Raw genomic sequence first — 16,514 nt, forward strand, 5'->3', positions numbered from 1 at the left:
CTTTTTGTTCCACCCCATCTGTATCGCAGGAAGAAGCAGCCACCGTGTCTGACGCGAACCTGAACGACGCCTTCGAGTCCGAGTCCGTCGAGGACGAGCAGGACATCGTCGAGGCGGCCGACGAGGACCAGGCCGACGCTGCTGACGCCGAGGCCGGCCAGGCCGCCGAGGAGGCCGCGCTCCACGCCGAGGCCGACGAGGCCGATGACGCCGACGAGTCCGAGGACGACGAAGAGGCCGCCGACGAGGACGCCGAGTCCGACGACGACGCCGAAGAGGCCGCCGAGGACGAGGGCGACGACTCCGAGGACGCGGACGTCGAGGCCGAGGTCGAGGAGGCCGAGCCCGCCGCTCCGGTCGACCCGATCGCCGCGCTCCGCGAGGAGCTGCGCACCCTGCCCGGCGAGTGGTACGTCATCCACACCTACGCGGGCTACGAGAAGCGCGTCAAGGCCAACCTCGAGCAGCGTGCCGTCTCGCTGAACGTCGAGGAGTTCATCTACCAGGCCGAGGTGCCCGAGGAAGAGATCGTCCAGATCAAGAACGGCGAGCGCAAGAACGTCCGGCAGAACAAGCTGCCCGGTTACGTTCTCGTCCGCATGGATCTGACGAACGAGTCCTGGGGCGTCGTCCGCAACACGCCGGGCGTCACCGGCTTCGTGGGCAACGCCTACGACCCGTACCCGCTGACCCTGGACGAGATCGTCAAGATGCTCGCCCCGGAGGCCGAGGAGAAGGCCGCCCGCGAGGCCGCCGAGGCCGAGGGCAAGCCGGTTCCGGCCCGCAAGGTCACCGTCGAGGTCCTGGACTTCGAGGTGGGCGACTCGGTCACCGTCACCGACGGCCCCTTCGCGACCCTCCAGGCCACGATCAACGAGATCAACGCCGACTCGAAGAAGGTCAAGGGCCTCGTCGAGATCTTCGGTCGCGAGACCCCGGTCGAGCTCAGCTTCGACCAGATCCAGAAGAACTGATCCACACAGGTTTCCGACCAGGTCAGAGTGGCTCCCAGAGCCGCTCTGACCTGCTCGGTTTTTAGCCGCACGTCTATACCCGTTATCGTTGTGCGGTATGCCTCCGTCCGGAGACCGGACGGAACGGCTGAAAACTCTCACTAGGACCCGGAGAGAGCACATGCCTCCCAAGAAGAAGAAGATCACGGGGCTTATCAAGCTCCAGATCAACGCCGGTGCGGCCAACCCGGCCCCGCCGGTCGGCCCCGCGCTCGGTCAGCACGGCGTCAACATCATGGAGTTCTGCAAGGCCTACAACGCCGCGACCGAGTCGCAGCGTGGCATGGTCGTGCCGGTGGAGATCACGGTCTACGAGGACCGTTCCTTCACCTTCATCACCAAGACTCCGCCGGCTGCCAAGCTGATCCTCAAGGCCGCGGGTGTGGACAAGGGCTCCGGCGAGCCGCACAAGACCAAGGTCGCGAAGCTCACGGCCGCCCAGGTCCGCGAGATCGCCACGGTCAAGCTGCCCGACCTGAACGCCAACGACCTGGACGCCGCGTCGAAGATCATCGCCGGCACCGCCCGCTCCATGGGCATCACGGTCGAGGGCTGACAAGCCCCGTAAGTCCCCAGTGGTAGGGCCTGCGCCGGCCCGCACCACGACTCCCCCCTGAAACACACAGGAGCAGAAGTGAAGCGCAGCAAGTCTCTCCGCGCTGCGGACAGCAAGATCGACCGGGAGAAGCTCTACGCCCCGCTCGAGGCCGTCCGTATTGCCAAGGAGACCTCCACCACGAAGTTCGACGCCACCGTCGAGGTCGCCTTCCGCCTGGGTGTCGACCCGCGCAAGGCCGACCAGATGGTCCGTGGCACCGTGAACCTTCCGCACGGCACCGGCAAGACCGCCCGGGTCCTGGTCTTCGCGACCGGTGACCGTGCCGAGGCCGCGATCGCCGCTGGCGCCGACATCGTCGGCTCCGACGAGCTCATCGACGAGATCTCCAAGGGCAACCGCCTGAACGAGTTCGACGCCGTGGTGGCCACCCCGGACCTCATGGGCAAGGTCGGCCGCCTCGGCCGCGTCCTCGGCCCGCGTGGTCTGATGCCGAACCCGAAGACGGGCACCGTCACCCCCGACGTGGTGAAGGCCGTCAACGAGATCAAGGGCGGCAAGATCGAGTTCCGCGTCGACAAGCACTCGAACCTGCACTTCATCATCGGCAAGGTGTCGTTCGACGACGCGCAGCTGGTGGAGAACTACGGTGCGGCCCTGGAGGAGATCCTCCGTCTGAAGCCGTCCGCCGCCAAGGGTCGCTACATCAAGAAGGCCGCCATCGCCACCACGATGGGCCCCGGCATTCCGGTCGACTCGAACCGCACCCGCAACCTCCTCGTCGAGGAGGACCCGGCCGCGGTCTGAGTCTCCTGACTCAAGCGTCCTGAAACCGCCCCCCACGGCTCCTCGGAGCCGTGGGGGGCGGTTTTTCGTTCGGGTGCTGTCGGTACCGTGCGTTACGGTGCTGGGGACCGAAAAGCTTTGCGAACACATTGAAGACTGAGTGGGGTGGGGACGCATGAGCATGTCCGCATGGAAGCGCGCGGGCGTCTCGATGGCGGCCGTGGCGGTCATCGCCGGTGTGGCGGGCTGCCAGGACGGCGACGGCAAGGCGGCGGGTGCGAGCTCGGAGAAGCACCAGGCCGGCCAGACGCGCGACGAGATGACCAAGGTCATCCAGGCCGCCTACCGCAAGACCGCGGACGCCCGCTCCGCGAAGATCAAGATGACCATGGACATGAAGAACCCGGCGTCCCCCGAGGAATCGGGCACCACGGAGATGACCGGTGTCCAGTCGTGGAACCCGGGCGCCATGGACATCACCATGGCGGGCTCCGCGCTCGCCGGCGCCGGCCCGGGCGCTCCCAAGGAGTCCCGCATGATCCTGCTCGACCAGGTCATGTACGTGGACATGGGCGCCAAGCAGGCCGCCGAGATGGACGGCAAGCGCTGGATGAAGCTGGACCTCAAGGCGGCCGCCGAGGCCGCCGGCGACCCGGCCCTGCAGAACCAGATGGCCGGCGGCCTGGAGAACATGAACCAGGACCCCTCCCAGCAGCTCGCCCTGCTCCTGGAGTCGCCGAACCTGAAGCACATCGGCTCGGAGAAGATCAACGGCGCCGACGCCGAGCACTACAAGGGCAACCTCACCTTCGAGCAGATGCTGGACGCCAACAAGCAGTCCGAGCTGCTCGCGCCCAAGGACCGCGAGCAGCTCGTGGCCGCCATGAAGAAGATGGGCATGAAGGGCTACGACACCGAGGTCTGGGTCAACAAGGACGGCTACCCGTCCCGGATGGTCGTCGACGTCAAGATGGCCAAGGGCTCGATGCACATACGCACCGACTACACCGACTACGGCGCCAAGGCGGCCGTGCAGGCCCCGCCCGCCAAGGACACCTTCGACCTCTTCGAGATGCTCAAGGGACTCAAGGGCGGCGCCCCCCAGGGCTGATTTGCTCCTGGGCCGCCCCTTCACGTACGCTTCCACAGAAGCCAAAGACCGCTGGTCGTCGCTGCGCCCCTATAGGTGCGGTGGCCGAAGGATTCGCTGAGTGGCGAACGACCCGCGCAGGTGACTGTGGATGAGTTCCCGGATTTCGATCCGGTCGAGCTGAGCCCCGTGCGCCTGCGCCCGGGGCGTTCTGTTTTGTTCAGCCCCTTCCGTGCGGTCACATCACCCGGAAGGAGGCCGACGCTCTATGGCAAGGCCCGACAAGGCTGCCTCGGTGGCCGAGCTCGCGGACCAGTTCCGTGGCTCGAACGCCGCTGTGCTGACCGAGTACCGGGGTCTCACCGTTGCGCAGCTCAAGACGCTGCGTCGTTCGCTCGGTGAGAACGCCCAGTACGCCGTGGTGAAGAACACGCTGACCAAGATTGCGGCCAACGAGGCCGGGATCACCGCACTGGACGAGCACTTCGCTGGTCCGACCGCGGTCGCCTTCGTCACCGGTGACCCGGTGGAGTCGGCGAAGGCTCTGCGTGACTTCGCCAAGGAGAACCCGAACCTCATCATCAAGGCCGGTGTCCTTGACGGTAAGGCTCTCTCCGCCGACGAGATCAAGAAGCTCGCGGACCTCGAGTCCCGCGAGGTTCTGCTCAGCAAGCTGGCCGGCGCCTTCAAGGGCAAGCAGTCCCAGACTGCTTCGCTCCTCCAGGCGCTGCCGTCGAAGTTCGTCCGCACCGCGGAAGCGCTTCGCGTCAAGCTCGCCGAGCAGGGCGGTGCCGAGTAATTCGGCTCGCGCACTGATCCGCTCGCACATGTGAGCGGGTCACAGCGGGCCGTTACGCCCGCCTTTACATACATCCGGCACCTGCCGAATTAGTGGAAGGATCGCCCATCATGGCGAAGCTCTCTCAGGACGACCTCCTCGCCCAGTTCGAGGAGATGACCCTCATCGAGCTCTCCGAGTTCGTGAAGGCCTTCGAGGAGAAGTTCGACGTCACCGCCGCCGCGGCCGTCGCCGTTGCCGGCCCCGCGGGCGTCGGCCCGGCCGCCGAGGCGGCCGAGGAGCAGGACGAGTTCGACGTCATCCTCGAGGGTGCCGGCGACAAGAAGATCCAGGTCATCAAGGTCGTGCGCGAGCTCACCTCCCTGGGCCTCAAGGAGGCCAAGGACCTCGTCGACGGCACCCCGAAGCCGGTCCTCGAGAAGGTCGCGAAGGAGGCCGCCGAGAAGGCTGCCGAGTCCCTCAAGGCCGCCGGCGCCTCCGTCACGGTCAAGTAAGACCGTTTCGGCTCGCTGAGCTGACTCCTGCCCCCGTGTAACGCGGAGGCACCGAAAGGCGATCATCCATCTGGGTGGTCGCCTTTCGGCGTCCCCTGGGACCGCGTGGCGGCGGTCGTACGGGCCTCCGGATGCGGAGTATGGTGATCTTCGCCGTGCGCCGCGCACGGGCGGGGGCCTTGACGAACCGCACGCAGCGCGCAATTCTCAGGACGCGTCGTCACAACGATCCGTTTCCGAGGCATGGATCGACGATCGAACGGGCAGTATCGAGGTGCGCCACACGGCGCGTGGTACCGCGGAGTTGAGAACAACGAGGGTTGCGAAGAACTCGCCCTGGACATCAGTGGGCCAAGTGGCTACACTGTCCCTTTGCGCTGCCTGTTAACTGCCCCCTGCCCGTCACCAGGGGCATCCCCTCGCAACCGCTTCGCTGGTCGACCCACTCTGACCTGGCCTTTCAGCCACATCGGGAAACGTCTTCCAACAAGCTCCGCTAGGGACCGGTACGCGCGTAGTGAGTCCGAGCCCTCGGAAGGACCCCCTCTTGGCCGCCTCGCGCAACGCCTCGACCAATACGAACAACGGCGCCAGCACCGCCCCGCTGCGCATCTCCTTTGCAAAGATCAAGGAGCCCCTCGAGGTTCCGAACCTTCTCGCGCTCCAGACCGAGAGCTTCGACTGGCTGCTCGGCAACGCCGCCTGGAAGGGTCGCGTCGAGGCCGCTCTCGAGTCGGGACGGGATGTCCCCACGAAGTCCGGCCTGGAGGAGATCTTCGAGGAGATCTCCCCGATCGAGGACTTCTCCGGGTCGATGTCGCTGACGTTCCGCGACCACCGCTTCGAGCCGCCGAAGAACTCGATCGACGAGTGCAAGGACCGTGACTTCACCTACGGTGCCCCGCTCTTCGTGACCGCCGAGTTCACGAACAACGAGACCGGCGAGATCAAGTCCCAGACGGTCTTCATGGGCGACTTCCCGCTCATGACCAGCAAGGGCACCTTCGTCATCAACGGCACCGAGCGTGTCGTCGTGTCGCAGCTCGTCCGTTCCCCCGGCGTCTACTTCGACTCCTCCATCGACAAGACGTCCGACAAGGACATCTTCTCGGCCAAGATCATCCCGTCCCGGGGTGCCTGGCTGGAGATGGAGATCGACAAGCGCGACATGGTCGGTGTCCGCATCGACCGCAAGCGCAAGCAGTCCGTCACCGTCCTGCTCAAGGCGCTCGGCTGGACCACCGAGCAGATCCTGCAGGAGTTCGGCGAGTACGAGTCCATGCGCGCCACCCTGGAGAAGGACCACACCCAGGGTCAGGACGACGCGCTGCTCGACATCTACCGCAAGCTGCGCCCGGGCGAGCCGCCGACGCGCGAGGCCGCCCAGACGCTGCTCGAGAACCTGTACTTCAACCCGAAGCGCTACGACCTCGCGAAGGTCGGCCGCTACAAGGTCAACAAGAAGCTGGGTGCGGACGAGCCGCTGAACGCGGGCGTCCTCACGACCGACGACGTCATCGCCACGATCAAGTACCTGGTCAAGCTCCACGCGGGCGAGACCGAGACGATCGGCGCCAGCGGCACGGAGATCGTCGTCGAGCCCGACGACATCGACCACTTCGGCAACCGTCGTCTGCGCAACGTCGGCGAGCTCATCCAGAACCAGGTCCGCACGGGTCTGGCTCGTATGGAGCGCGTCGTGCGTGAGCGCATGACCACCCAGGACGTCGAGGCGATCACGCCGCAGACCCTGATCAACATCCGGCCGGTCGTCGCCTCCATCAAGGAGTTCTTCGGCACCAGCCAGCTGTCGCAGTTCATGGACCAGAACAACCCGCTGTCCGGGCTGACGCACAAGCGTCGTCTGTCCGCGCTCGGCCCGGGTGGTCTGTCCCGTGAGCGGGCCGGCTTCGAGGTCCGAGACGTGCACCCGTCCCACTACGGACGCATGTGCCCGATCGAGACCCCCGAAGGCCCGAACATCGGTCTGATCGGTTCGCTCGCCTCGTACGGCCGGATCAACCCCTTCGGCTTCATCGAGACGCCGTACCGCAAGGTCGTCGACGGCCAGGTCACCGACGAGGTCGACTACGTCACCGCCGACGAGGAGGACCGCTTCGTCATCGCCCAGGCGAACGCGACCCTGAACGACGAGCTCCAGTTCACCGAGCCTCGCGTCCTGGTCCGTAAGCGTGGCGGCGAGGTCGACTACGTCCTCCCGGCCGACGTGGACTACATGGACGTCTCGCCGCGCCAGATGGTGTCGGTCGCGACCGCCATGATCCCGTTCCTCGAGCACGACGACGCCAACCGTGCCCTCATGGGCGCGAACATGATGCGTCAGGCCGTCCCGCTGATTAAGTCGGAGGCCCCGCTCGTCGGCACCGGCATGGAGTACCGCTGCGCCACCGACGCCGGCGACGTGCTCAAGGCCGAGAAGGACGGTGTCGTCCAGGAGCTGTCGGCCGACTACATCACGGTCGCCAACGACGACGGCACGTACATCACGTACCGCCTGCACAAGTTCTCCCGCTCGAACCAGGGCACCTCGGTCAACCAGAAAGTCGTCGTCGACGAGGGCGACCGGGTCATCGAGGGCCAGGTGCTGGCCGACGGTCCCGCCACCGAAGACGGCGAGATGGCGCTCGGCAAGAACCTGCTCGTGGCGTTCATGCCGTGGGAGGGCCACAACTACGAGGACGCGATCATCCTGTCGCAGCGCCTCGTGCAGGACGACGTCCTCTCCTCGATCCACATCGAGGAGCACGAGGTCGACGCCCGTGACACCAAGCTGGGCCCGGAGGAGATCACCCGGGACATCCCGAACGTCTCCGAGGAGGTCCTCGCCGACCTCGACGAGCGCGGCATCATCCGCATCGGTGCGGACGTCGTCGCCGGCGACATCCTCGTCGGCAAGGTCACGCCCAAGGGTGAGACCGAGCTGACCCCCGAGGAGCGCCTGCTCCGCGCGATCTTCGGTGAGAAGGCGCGCGAGGTGCGTGACACCTCGCTGAAGGTCCCGCACGGCGAGATCGGCAAGGTCATCGGCGTCCGCGTCTTCGACCGCGAGGAGGGCGACGAGCTTCCTCCGGGCGTGAACCAGCTGGTCCGCGTCTACGTCGCCCAGAAGCGCAAGATCACCGATGGTGACAAGCTCGCCGGCCGTCACGGCAACAAGGGTGTCATCTCCAAGATCCTTCCGATCGAGGACATGCCGTTCCTCGAGGACGGCACCCCGGTCGACATCATCCTCAACCCGCTGGGTGTCCCGTCCCGAATGAACCCGGGACAGGTCCTGGAGATCCACCTCGGCTGGCTCGCCAGCCGCGGCTGGGACGTCTCCGGCCTCGCGGACGAGTGGGCGCAGCGCCTCCAGGCCATCGGTGCCGACCAGGTCGCCCCCGGCACCAACGTCGCCACCCCGGTCTTCGACGGTGCGCGTGAGGACGAGCTCGCGGGCCTGCTGAACCACACCATCCCGAACCGCGACGGCGAGCGCATGGTGCTCCCGACCGGTAAGGCGAGGCTGTTCGACGGCCGCTCCGGCGAGCCGTTCCCGGACCCGATCTCGGTCGGGTACATGTACATCCTCAAGCTGCACCACCTGGTCGACGACAAGCTCCACGCGCGTTCGACCGGCCCGTACTCGATGATCACCCAGCAGCCGCTGGGTGGTAAGGCCCAGTTCGGTGGCCAGCGCTTCGGTGAGATGGAGGTGTGGGCGCTGGAGGCTTATGGCGCCGCGTACGCCCTCCAGGAGCTGCTGACGATCAAGTCCGACGACGTGACCGGCCGCGTGAAGGTCTACGAGGCCATCGTCAAGGGCGAGAACATCCCTGAGCCCGGCATCCCCGAGTCCTTCAAGGTGCTCATCAAGGAGATGCAGTCCCTGTGCCTCAACGTGGAGGTGCTGTCCTCGGACGGCATGTCCATCGAGATGCGCGACACCGACGAGGACGTCTTCCGCGCAGCGGAGGAGCTCGGCATCGACCTGTCCCGGCGCGAGCCGAGCAGCGTCGAAGAGGTCTGACGGGAGTTCGGCCGGGGGCTCAGCATGAGCCCCCGGCCGGCCCCAGGACCCCCGTATCAGACCCACAGCCTTACAACCCTGAGAGGGATTGACGCATAGTGCTCGACGTCAACTTCTTCGACGAGCTCCGGATCGGTCTGGCCACCGCTGACGACATCCGTCAGTGGAGCCACGGCGAGGTCAAGAAGCCGGAGACCATCAACTACCGCACCCTGAAGCCCGAGAAGGACGGACTCTTCTGCGAGAAGATCTTCGGTCCGACCCGGGACTGGGAGTGCTACTGCGGCAAGTACAAGCGTGTCCGCTTCAAGGGCATCATCTGTGAGCGGTGTGGCGTCGAGGTCACCCGCGCCAAGGTGCGCCGTGAGCGGATGGGCCACATCGAGCTCGCCGCTCCCGTCACCCACATCTGGTACTTCAAGGGCGTCCCGTCGCGCCTTGGATACCTGCTCGACCTCGCCCCGAAGGACCTCGAGAAGGTCATCTACTTCGCGGCGTACATGATCACGTTCGTCGACGACGAGCGCCGGACGCGCGACCTGCCCTCGCTCGAGGCGCACGTCTCCGTCGAGCGCCAGCAGATCGAGAACCGTCGCGACTCCGACCTGGAGAACCGCGCCAAGAAGCTGGAGAACGACCTCGGCGAGCTTGAGGCCGAGGGCGCCAAGGCCGACGTGCGCCGCAAGGTGCGCGAGGGTGCCGAGCGTGAGATGAAGCAGCTGCGCGACCGTGCGCAGCGCGAGATCGACCGCCTGGACGAGGTCTGGACCCGCTTCAAGAACCTCAAGGTCCAGGACCTGGAGGGCGACGAGCTCCTCTACCGCGAGCTGCGTGACCGCTTCGGCACGTACTTCGACGGTTCGATGGGTGCCGCGGCGCTGCAGAAGCGCCTGGAGTCCTTCGACCTGGAGGAGGAGGCCGAGCGCCTCCGCGAGATCATCCGTACCGGCAAGGGCCAGAAGAAGACCCGCGCGCTCAAGCGCCTCAAGGTCGTCTCCGCGTTCCTGCAGACCAGCAACAAGCCCAACGGCATGGTGCTCGACTGCGTGCCGGTCATCCCGCCGGACCTGCGTCCGATGGTGCAGCTGGACGGTGGCCGCTTCGCGACCTCCGACCTGAACGACCTGTACCGCCGCGTGATCAACCGCAACAACCGTCTGAAGCGTCTGCTCGACCTCGGTGCCCCCGAGATCATCGTGAACAACGAGAAGCGGATGCTCCAGGAGGCGGTCGACGCCCTCTTCGACAACGGCCGTCGCGGTCGCCCGGTCACGGGCCCCGGCAACCGTCCGCTGAAGTCCCTCAGCGACATGCTGAAGGGCAAGCAGGGTCGATTCCGTCAGAACCTGCTCGGCAAGCGTGTGGACTACTCCGCGCGTTCCGTCATCGTCGTCGGCCCGCAGCTCAAGCTGCACCAGTGCGGTCTGCCGAAGGCCATGGCGCTGGAGCTCTTCAAGCCGTTCGTGATGAAGCGCCTGGTCGACCTGAACCACGCGCAGAACATCAAGTCGGCGAAGCGGATGGTCGAGCGCGGCCGCACGGTCGTGTACGACGTCCTCGAAGAGGTCATCGCCGAGCACCCGGTTCTGCTGAACCGTGCGCCCACGCTGCACCGACTCGGCATCCAGGCCTTCGAGCCCCAGCTGGTCGAGGGCAAGGCCATCCAGATCCACCCGCTCGTCTGCACCGCGTTCAACGCGGACTTCGACGGTGACCAGATGGCCGTCCACCTGCCGCTCTCCGCGGAGGCGCAGGCCGAGGCCCGCATCCTGATGCTGTCCTCGAACAACATCCTCAAGCCCGCCGACGGCCGTCCGGTGACGATGCCGACCCAGGACATGGTCCTCGGTCTGTTCTTCCTCACCACCGACGGTGAGCTCCGTGACACCAAGGGCGAGGGCCGCGCGTTCGGCTCCACGGCCGAGGCGATCATGGCGTTCGACGCCGGCGAGCTGGCGCTGCAGTCCCCGATCGACATCCGCTTCCCGATCGGCACCGTCCCGCCGCGCGGCTGGGTTCCCCCGGTCGCCGAGGAGGGCGAGCCGGAGTGGCAGCAGGGTGATTCGTTCCGGATCCGGACGACCCTGGGCCGCGCGCTCTTCAACGAGCTGCTGCCCGAGGACTACCCGTTCGTCGACTACTCGGTGGGCAAGAAGCAGCTCTCCGAGATCGTCAACGACCTGGCCGAGCGCTACCCCAAGGTCATCGTGGCGGCGACGCTCGACAACCTGAAGGCGTCGGGCTTCTTCTGGGCGACCCGTTCCGGTGTCACCGTGGCCATCTCCGACGTCGTCGTTCCCGAGGCGAAGAAGGAGATCGTCAAGGGTTACGAGGCGCAGGACGAGAAGGTCCAGAAGCAGTACGAGCGCGGTCTGATCACCAAGGAAGAGCGCACGCAGGAGCTCATCGCGATCTGGACCAAGGCGACCAACGAGGTCGCCGAGGCGATGAACGCGAACTTCCCCAAGACGAACCCCATCTTCATGATGGTTGACTCGGGTGCCCGAGGAAACATGATGCAGATGCGACAGATCGCCGGTATGCGTGGTCTGGTGTCGAACGCGAAGAACGAGACGATCCCGCGTCCCATCAAGGCGTCCTTCCGTGAGGGCCTCTCCGTCCTCGAGTACTTCATCTCGACGCACGGTGCCCGTAAGGGTCTCGCCGACACCGCCCTGCGTACCGCCGACTCGGGTTACCTGACCCGTCGTCTGGTGGACGTCTCGCAGGACGTGATCATCCGCGAGGAGGACTGTGGCACCGAGCGCGGTCTGAAGCTGAAGATCGCCGAGCGCGCCGCGGACGGCAGCCTGCGCAAGACGGACGACGTCGAGACCTCCGTGTACGCACGGATGCTCGCCGAGGACGTCGTCGTGGACGGCAAGGTCATCGCGCCGGCCAACGTCGACCTGGGCGATGTGCTCATCGACGCGCTGGTCAACGCGGGCGTCGAGGAGGTCAAGACCCGCTCGGTCCTGACCTGTGAGTCGGCCGTCGGCACCTGTGCCTTCTGCTACGGCCGCTCGCTGGCCACCGGCAAGCTGGTCGACATCGGTGAGGCGGTCGGCATCATCGCCGCCCAGTCCATCGGTGAGCCCGGTACCCAGCTGACGATGCGTACCTTCCACACCGGTGGTGTGGCCGGTGACGACATCACCCAGGGTCTGCCCCGTGTCGTCGAGCTCTTCGAGGCTCGTCAGCCCAAGGGTGTCGCCCCGATCTCGGAGGCGGCCGGCCGCGTCCGCATCGAGGAGACCGAGAAGACCAAGAAGATCGTCATCACCCCGGACGACGGCACCGACGAGACGGCGTTCCCGATCTCGAAGCGCGCCCGTCTGCTCGTGGGCGAGGGCGACCACGTCGAGGTGGGCCAGAAGCTCACCGTGGGTGCCACCAACCCGCACGACGTGCTGCGGATCCTCGGCCAGCGTGCCGTCCAGGTCCACCTGGTCGGCGAGGTCCAGAAGGTCTACAACTCGCAGGGTGTGTCTATCCACGACAAGCACATCGAGATCATCATCCGGCAGATGCTGCGCCGCGTGACGATCATCGAGTCGGGCGACGCGGAGCTGCTGCCCGGCGAGCTGGTCGAGCGTTCGAAGTTCGAGACCGAGAACCGTCGTGTGGTCCAGGAAGGCGGCCACCCGGCCTCCGGCCGTCCGCAGCTGATGGGTATCACCAAGGCCTCGCTGGCGACGGAGTCCTGGCTGTCGGCCGCCTCCTTCCAGGAGACGACCCGAGTCCTGACGGATGCGGCGATCAACGCCAAGTCCGACAGCCTCATCGGCCTCAAGGAGAACGTCATCATCGGTAAGCTCATCCCGGCCGGTACGGGTCTGTCCCGCTACCGCAACATCCGGGTGGAGCCGACCGAGGAGGCCAAGGCCGCGATGTACTCGGCCGTCGGCTACGACGACATCGACTACTCGCCGTTCGGCACCGGCTCCGGCCAGGCCGTTCCGCTGGAGGACTACGACTACGGTCCGTACAACCAGTAAGCGAGTCGCTTGACCGAAGGGCGGTCACCCCGAGAGGGGTGGCCGCCCTTCGGCGTTCGCCCACCCCGGAGGGGTCAGCGCGCGGTCAGCTCCCAGGCCGTGACGGCGACCGTGGCCACCGCGGCGAGGGCGCCGATGCTGGCGAGCGGCCAGCGGGAGCGCTCCAGGGCGTCGAGCCGCGCCTCGTGGTCGGCGAGCTGCTTGTCGGTCTGGTCGCTGCGCTGGACCAGCAGGGCGAGCGAGCCGTCGACGCGGGCGAAGCCGGCCTCCAGGGTGCCGCGCAGCCGTTCCAGTTCGAGCGCGACGGCGACCGGGTCGTTCGGGTCAGACTCGGTCATCGGCCGCCTCCGGAAGGGTGTCCGGGCGGACCTCCGGGTCGGCCGCGGGCGCGAGCTCGTGGACCGGAGCGAGCTCCCGGGCCGGTGCCGGAACCGGGTCGACGCGCAGCCAGGACGGCAGCAGCGCCTGGAAGGCCGGGAAGGCCATCACCCGGGTGAGGGCGCCGGCGACGGCCAGGGCCGCCGCGACCCAGGGGAGGGTCGCGGGGATGCCGGAGGCGTCGACCAGGGCCGGCAGCACCACGGCGATGCCGACGGCGGTCTGCAGCACGGTGCGGACCGTGCGCTTGGCGGCTTCGGACATGGGTGGTTCTCCTTGCGTGGGGGTTCGGTGCGAGGGGGTTACTGGACGTAGGGGACCTTCAGCGCGTTCCAGGAGGCGCGGCCCGGCCAGCCGTCGGCGTCGGTGCCGGAGAAGCCGAGCTTCCGCTGCCAGGCGGCGTACGACTGGCGGTCGGCCTCGGACCAGCGCGGGCTCGGCCCGACCTGGTACCGGCCGCAGCCCTCGGCGGTCAGCCGCCGGCCCATCGCGGTGACGACGGGCGAGCTGGGCGTGGTCCGGAAGAAGGCGGTCCCGGGGAACGGCTGGTAGCGCGGGGCGGCCGGCTTGGGGGCGGTGGGCTTGGCGGCCGGGGCGGAGCCGAGCCGCTTCTGGACCCGCTCGCGCATGCCCGGCATGCCGAAGCCGCGGGGGTCGTTCTTCCAGTCGGACCACTCGGAGTGACCGATCACGGACTTGGCGCCCCAGCTGTGGGCGCGGCACAGGGCGGCCGACACCCGCTCGATGGCGTCGAGCTGGGCGGGCGGCCAGGGGTCGCTGCCGTTGCCGAGGTTGATGCACTCGAAGCCGTAGAAGCGGGCGTTGCCGTCGACGGCGCCGGGGCTGCCCTGGTGGGCGCGCGGCGTGGGCGGGCGGTCCCCGTAGGTCTCGCTGGTCACGGCCTGGAGGACGGACGGGTCGCCGCCGCCGGCGTGGTTGGCCCGGCCGCTCGCGACCAGGTGGACCGAGCCGTCCTTGGCGATCACGCCGTGGCAGAGCGGGCCGGGCAGGCCCGCGTAGCCGTCGTAGCAGAGGGCGACGGTGTTCTCCGTGCCGGCCGAGACGGTGTGGTGGATCATCACACCGGTCACGGGGCCCCAGGCGCCGTGGCCGTTGCGGTTGTGGGTGCGCCAGCCGTCGTGCTCGACGACGGTGACGCCTTCGGCGCGGAGTGCCGCGACGAAGCGGTCCGCGGACAGGGGAGTGGCCATCTGTGTCCTCCGGGCATGCGAAAACCCCGGCCGGATCGGCACGGGGCGTGGGACGTACGGGGGCGGGCGGGGCGGCCCGCGGGGCGCTACGGGGCCGGGGCCGGGGCGGCCGGCGCCCAGGTGGCGCAGAGCGCGGTGTAGGCGGTGCGGCGGTTCTCGAAGTCGGCGAGCGCCAGGTCGACGGCCCGCCGGACCGCGGTCGGGTCGGGGACGGCCGGGTTGCCGTCCTGGGCGGTGACCACGACGAGGGCGCTGCCGCGCAGGACGGCGTCGCCGGAGCCGTTCTCGGCGAAGGCGGCCGAGACGTGGACCGACGGGTACTGGCCGGTGACCGGGTCCCGGTCGAGGGCGCCGCCGAAGGAGTTGTCGTAGACGCGGATGTCGAGGGTGTGGCCGTTCTCGGTCACCCGGGCGCGGCCCGCGTAGTCGATGGCCACGCCCCAGGGCTGGGTGGGGTCGATGTTCATGGGGTGCTCCTCTTGCTCCTGGACGGGCCGGTCAGCTCTGGGTGCCGTAGATGAGGACGGGCTGGGCGTAGACGGTGCCGCCGGAGGCCAGGGCCTGGATCTCGATCTTCATGGTCTGGCTGAACCGGGTCTTGAAGTCGCCCGGCAGCAGGCCGGTGTAGTCGTACGTGGTGCCCGCGGTGACGGTGGGGCCGAACTGCACGTCGTCGACCATGACCCGGACCTGGCCGGTCGCGCCGGCGCCGGCCGCGGTGCTCAGCGAGATGCGCATCTTCGGCTGCCAGATCGGGTTGAAGGACCGGGCGACGGTGGTGAAGGAGCCGTTGGCGGTCTGCGGCCAGCGGGTGGTGCTGGTGTCCTTCGGGGGCATCAGCGCGAGCCAGGGCCGGGCGAGGCCGCCGGTCACGATGTCGTCCGAGAAGATCTCGTGGACGTACCCGTCGTACATCCGGATCACCGGCCGGGCGGGCACGCTGTTCGGGTCGGGGCGGATCTCGTTGAGCGGCGGCCGGGTGTTGACGGCGGTGGACAGGGCCTTCAGCCGGCGCTCCATCTGGTTGAGCCGGTCGATGATGTCCTCGGGCAGCTGGGGCATCAGGCCTCCTCGAGGTAGAGCTCGGCGGTGTCGGGGCGGCCCCGCTCCGGGGGCGTGATCTTGACGCCGATGATGCGGTAGCGGGCGTCGAGACCGTTGGAGAACCACTCGTCGGTGATCCGGATGCGGGCCACCCGCCCGAGCAGCGTCGGCGGGACGATCCCGCCGAGGTGGATGCTGACCTCGGGGATCAGGACGGCGCCGCGGGCCTCGGCGAGTTCGGCGGCGGCCACCTGGTTGAGGGTGAGCTGGTCGCCGATCTCGTTGTGGTCCGAGGACAGGTCGATCCTGGGCCAGCCGTCGACGAGCAGTCCGGTGTCGACCTGCTCGGCGGAGAACAGCGGCCGGGACTCGGCGCCGGCGTTGGAGTTCACCGAGGCGCCGCGGGCCATCGCCGTGGTGCCGCCGCGGGTCGCGTCGTTCGGGAAGGAGTACGACAGGATGACGCCGGGCCGGTCGAAGAGCAGGTCGGTGGCGCCGGTACGGATCTTGGGCGAGCCGAGCCGGAGCTGCCGGACGCGCTTGCCGTCGTCCGGGTCCCGGTAGACCAGGATCTGGTACTCGAAGCCGTTCTGGAGGCCGGCGAGCTGGTCCACGGCCTCCTGGTAGACCGTCTCGTCGCCGAGGCGGTAGTTGACCGTCCGCTTGGTGTCGGAGGTCTCCTCGCCCATGGTGACCGTGAAGCAGCCCGGGGGCTTGGTGAGCTCGGTCCACAGCTTGCGGGCGATCTCCAGCTGGTCGGTGTCGGTGTACGCGATGTCGGTGCGGATGCGCCGGCGGGCCGCGTACGAGTCGAAGGTGGCGGCCTGCAGGGACAGGGTGAGCACCCCGCGCCCGCTGGACTGGAGGGTGGTGGTCCAGATGATGCCGCCCCACCACAGGTCGCCGCCGCGCTCCAGGTAGATCGCGGTGCGGCCCTCGCGGACCTTCTTGACCCGCTCGGCGATCTCCTGGTTGGGGATGGGGATGGTGCCGGACAGGGAGCCGGCCTTGCCGATGTAGTCGTCGAAGGAGACGTCGCGCAGCGGCAGGATGTCGATGGTCTGGTCGGTGATCAGGTCGCAGAAGATGGCCCGGTAGGGCGTGTCGAGTGCCAT

The 16,514-nt window shown here is 67.9% G+C and carries 13 protein-coding genes and 1 pseudogene; 8 read left to right on the forward strand and 6 right to left on the reverse strand.

The features are described 5' to 3' along the window. Window positions 1-44 precede the first annotated feature (44 nt). The 8 genes from nusG (at window position 45) to AB0Q96_RS02425 (ending at window position 12,766) form a co-directional block, all read left to right on the forward strand. A complete protein-coding gene (nusG, locus tag AB0Q96_RS02390; RefSeq protein ID WP_365321146.1) occupies window positions 45-974 on the forward strand; it encodes a transcription termination/antitermination protein NusG in 930 nt (309 codons plus the stop codon). Window positions 975-1,134: 160 nt separating this feature from the next. Next, window positions 1,135-1,569, forward strand: a complete 435-nt coding sequence (rplK, locus tag AB0Q96_RS02395; protein WP_329423173.1) for a 50S ribosomal protein L11 — start codon at window positions 1,135-1,137, stop codon at window positions 1,567-1,569. A gap of 78 nt (window positions 1,570-1,647) precedes the next feature. Further along, window positions 1,648-2,376 carry a 50S ribosomal protein L1 gene (rplA, locus tag AB0Q96_RS02400; protein ID WP_365321147.1) on the forward strand — a complete coding sequence of 243 codons (729 nt, stop codon included), beginning with the start codon at window positions 1,648-1,650 and terminating at the stop codon, window positions 2,374-2,376. 154 nt (window positions 2,377-2,530) lie between these two features. Further along, window positions 2,531-3,466 (forward strand): hypothetical protein, encoded by a 936-nt coding sequence (locus AB0Q96_RS02405; protein ID WP_365321148.1) that lies wholly within the window; start codon window positions 2,531-2,533, stop codon window positions 3,464-3,466. 247 nt (window positions 3,467-3,713) lie between these two features. After that, a complete protein-coding gene (rplJ, locus tag AB0Q96_RS02410) occupies window positions 3,714-4,244 on the forward strand; it encodes a 50S ribosomal protein L10 (protein WP_365321149.1) in 531 nt (176 codons plus the stop codon). Between the two features lie 110 nt (window positions 4,245-4,354). Further along, on the forward strand, window positions 4,355-4,738 hold the full coding sequence (gene rplL / locus AB0Q96_RS02415) for a 50S ribosomal protein L7/L12 (RefSeq protein WP_365321150.1): 384 nt from the start codon (window positions 4,355-4,357) through the stop codon (window positions 4,736-4,738). A 547-nt stretch (window positions 4,739-5,285) separates the two neighbouring features. After that, complete coding sequence (rpoB, locus tag AB0Q96_RS02420; RefSeq protein ID WP_365321151.1) at window positions 5,286-8,768, forward strand: DNA-directed RNA polymerase subunit beta; 3,483 nt, start codon at window positions 5,286-5,288, stop codon at window positions 8,766-8,768. A gap of 98 nt (window positions 8,769-8,866) precedes the next feature. Next, window positions 8,867-12,766, forward strand: a complete 3,900-nt coding sequence (locus tag AB0Q96_RS02425; protein WP_365321152.1) for a DNA-directed RNA polymerase subunit beta' — start codon at window positions 8,867-8,869, stop codon at window positions 12,764-12,766. A gap of 74 nt (window positions 12,767-12,840) precedes the next feature. Here the strand turns inward: AB0Q96_RS02425 and AB0Q96_RS02430 are convergent, their stop codons facing one another. The 6 genes and pseudogenes from AB0Q96_RS02430 to AB0Q96_RS02455 form a co-directional block, all read right to left on the reverse strand. Then, entirely contained in the window at window positions 12,841-13,104 is a 264-nt protein-coding gene (locus AB0Q96_RS02430) for a hypothetical protein (protein WP_132912350.1), read from the reverse strand. Between the two features lie 94 nt (window positions 13,105-13,198). Continuing rightward, a pseudogene (locus tag AB0Q96_RS02435) lies at window positions 13,199-13,408 on the reverse strand (hypothetical protein); the annotation flags it as partial. Between the two features lie 38 nt (window positions 13,409-13,446). Next, entirely contained in the window at window positions 13,447-14,355 is a 909-nt protein-coding gene (locus AB0Q96_RS02440) for a peptidoglycan-binding protein (protein WP_365321153.1), read from the reverse strand. Window positions 14,356-14,441: 86 nt separating this feature from the next. Then, the gene (locus tag AB0Q96_RS02445) at window positions 14,442-14,822 is read right to left on the reverse strand and encodes an ATP-binding protein (RefSeq protein WP_365321154.1); all 381 of its coding nucleotides are present in this window, start codon (window positions 14,820-14,822) and stop codon (window positions 14,442-14,444) included. 31 nt (window positions 14,823-14,853) lie between these two features. Continuing rightward, window positions 14,854-15,417, reverse strand: a complete 564-nt coding sequence (locus AB0Q96_RS02450) for a hypothetical protein (protein WP_365321155.1) — start codon at window positions 15,415-15,417, stop codon at window positions 14,854-14,856. Continuing rightward, window positions 15,417-16,514 (reverse strand): hypothetical protein, encoded by a 1,098-nt coding sequence (locus AB0Q96_RS02455; protein ID WP_365321156.1) that lies wholly within the window; start codon window positions 16,512-16,514, stop codon window positions 15,417-15,419. The genes AB0Q96_RS02450 and AB0Q96_RS02455 overlap by 1 nt, the downstream gene beginning before the upstream one ends.

This window comes from Streptomyces sp. NPDC093111 (genome assembly GCF_040683955.1).
Taxonomy (GTDB): Bacteria; Actinomycetota; Actinomycetes; order Streptomycetales; family Streptomycetaceae; genus Streptomyces.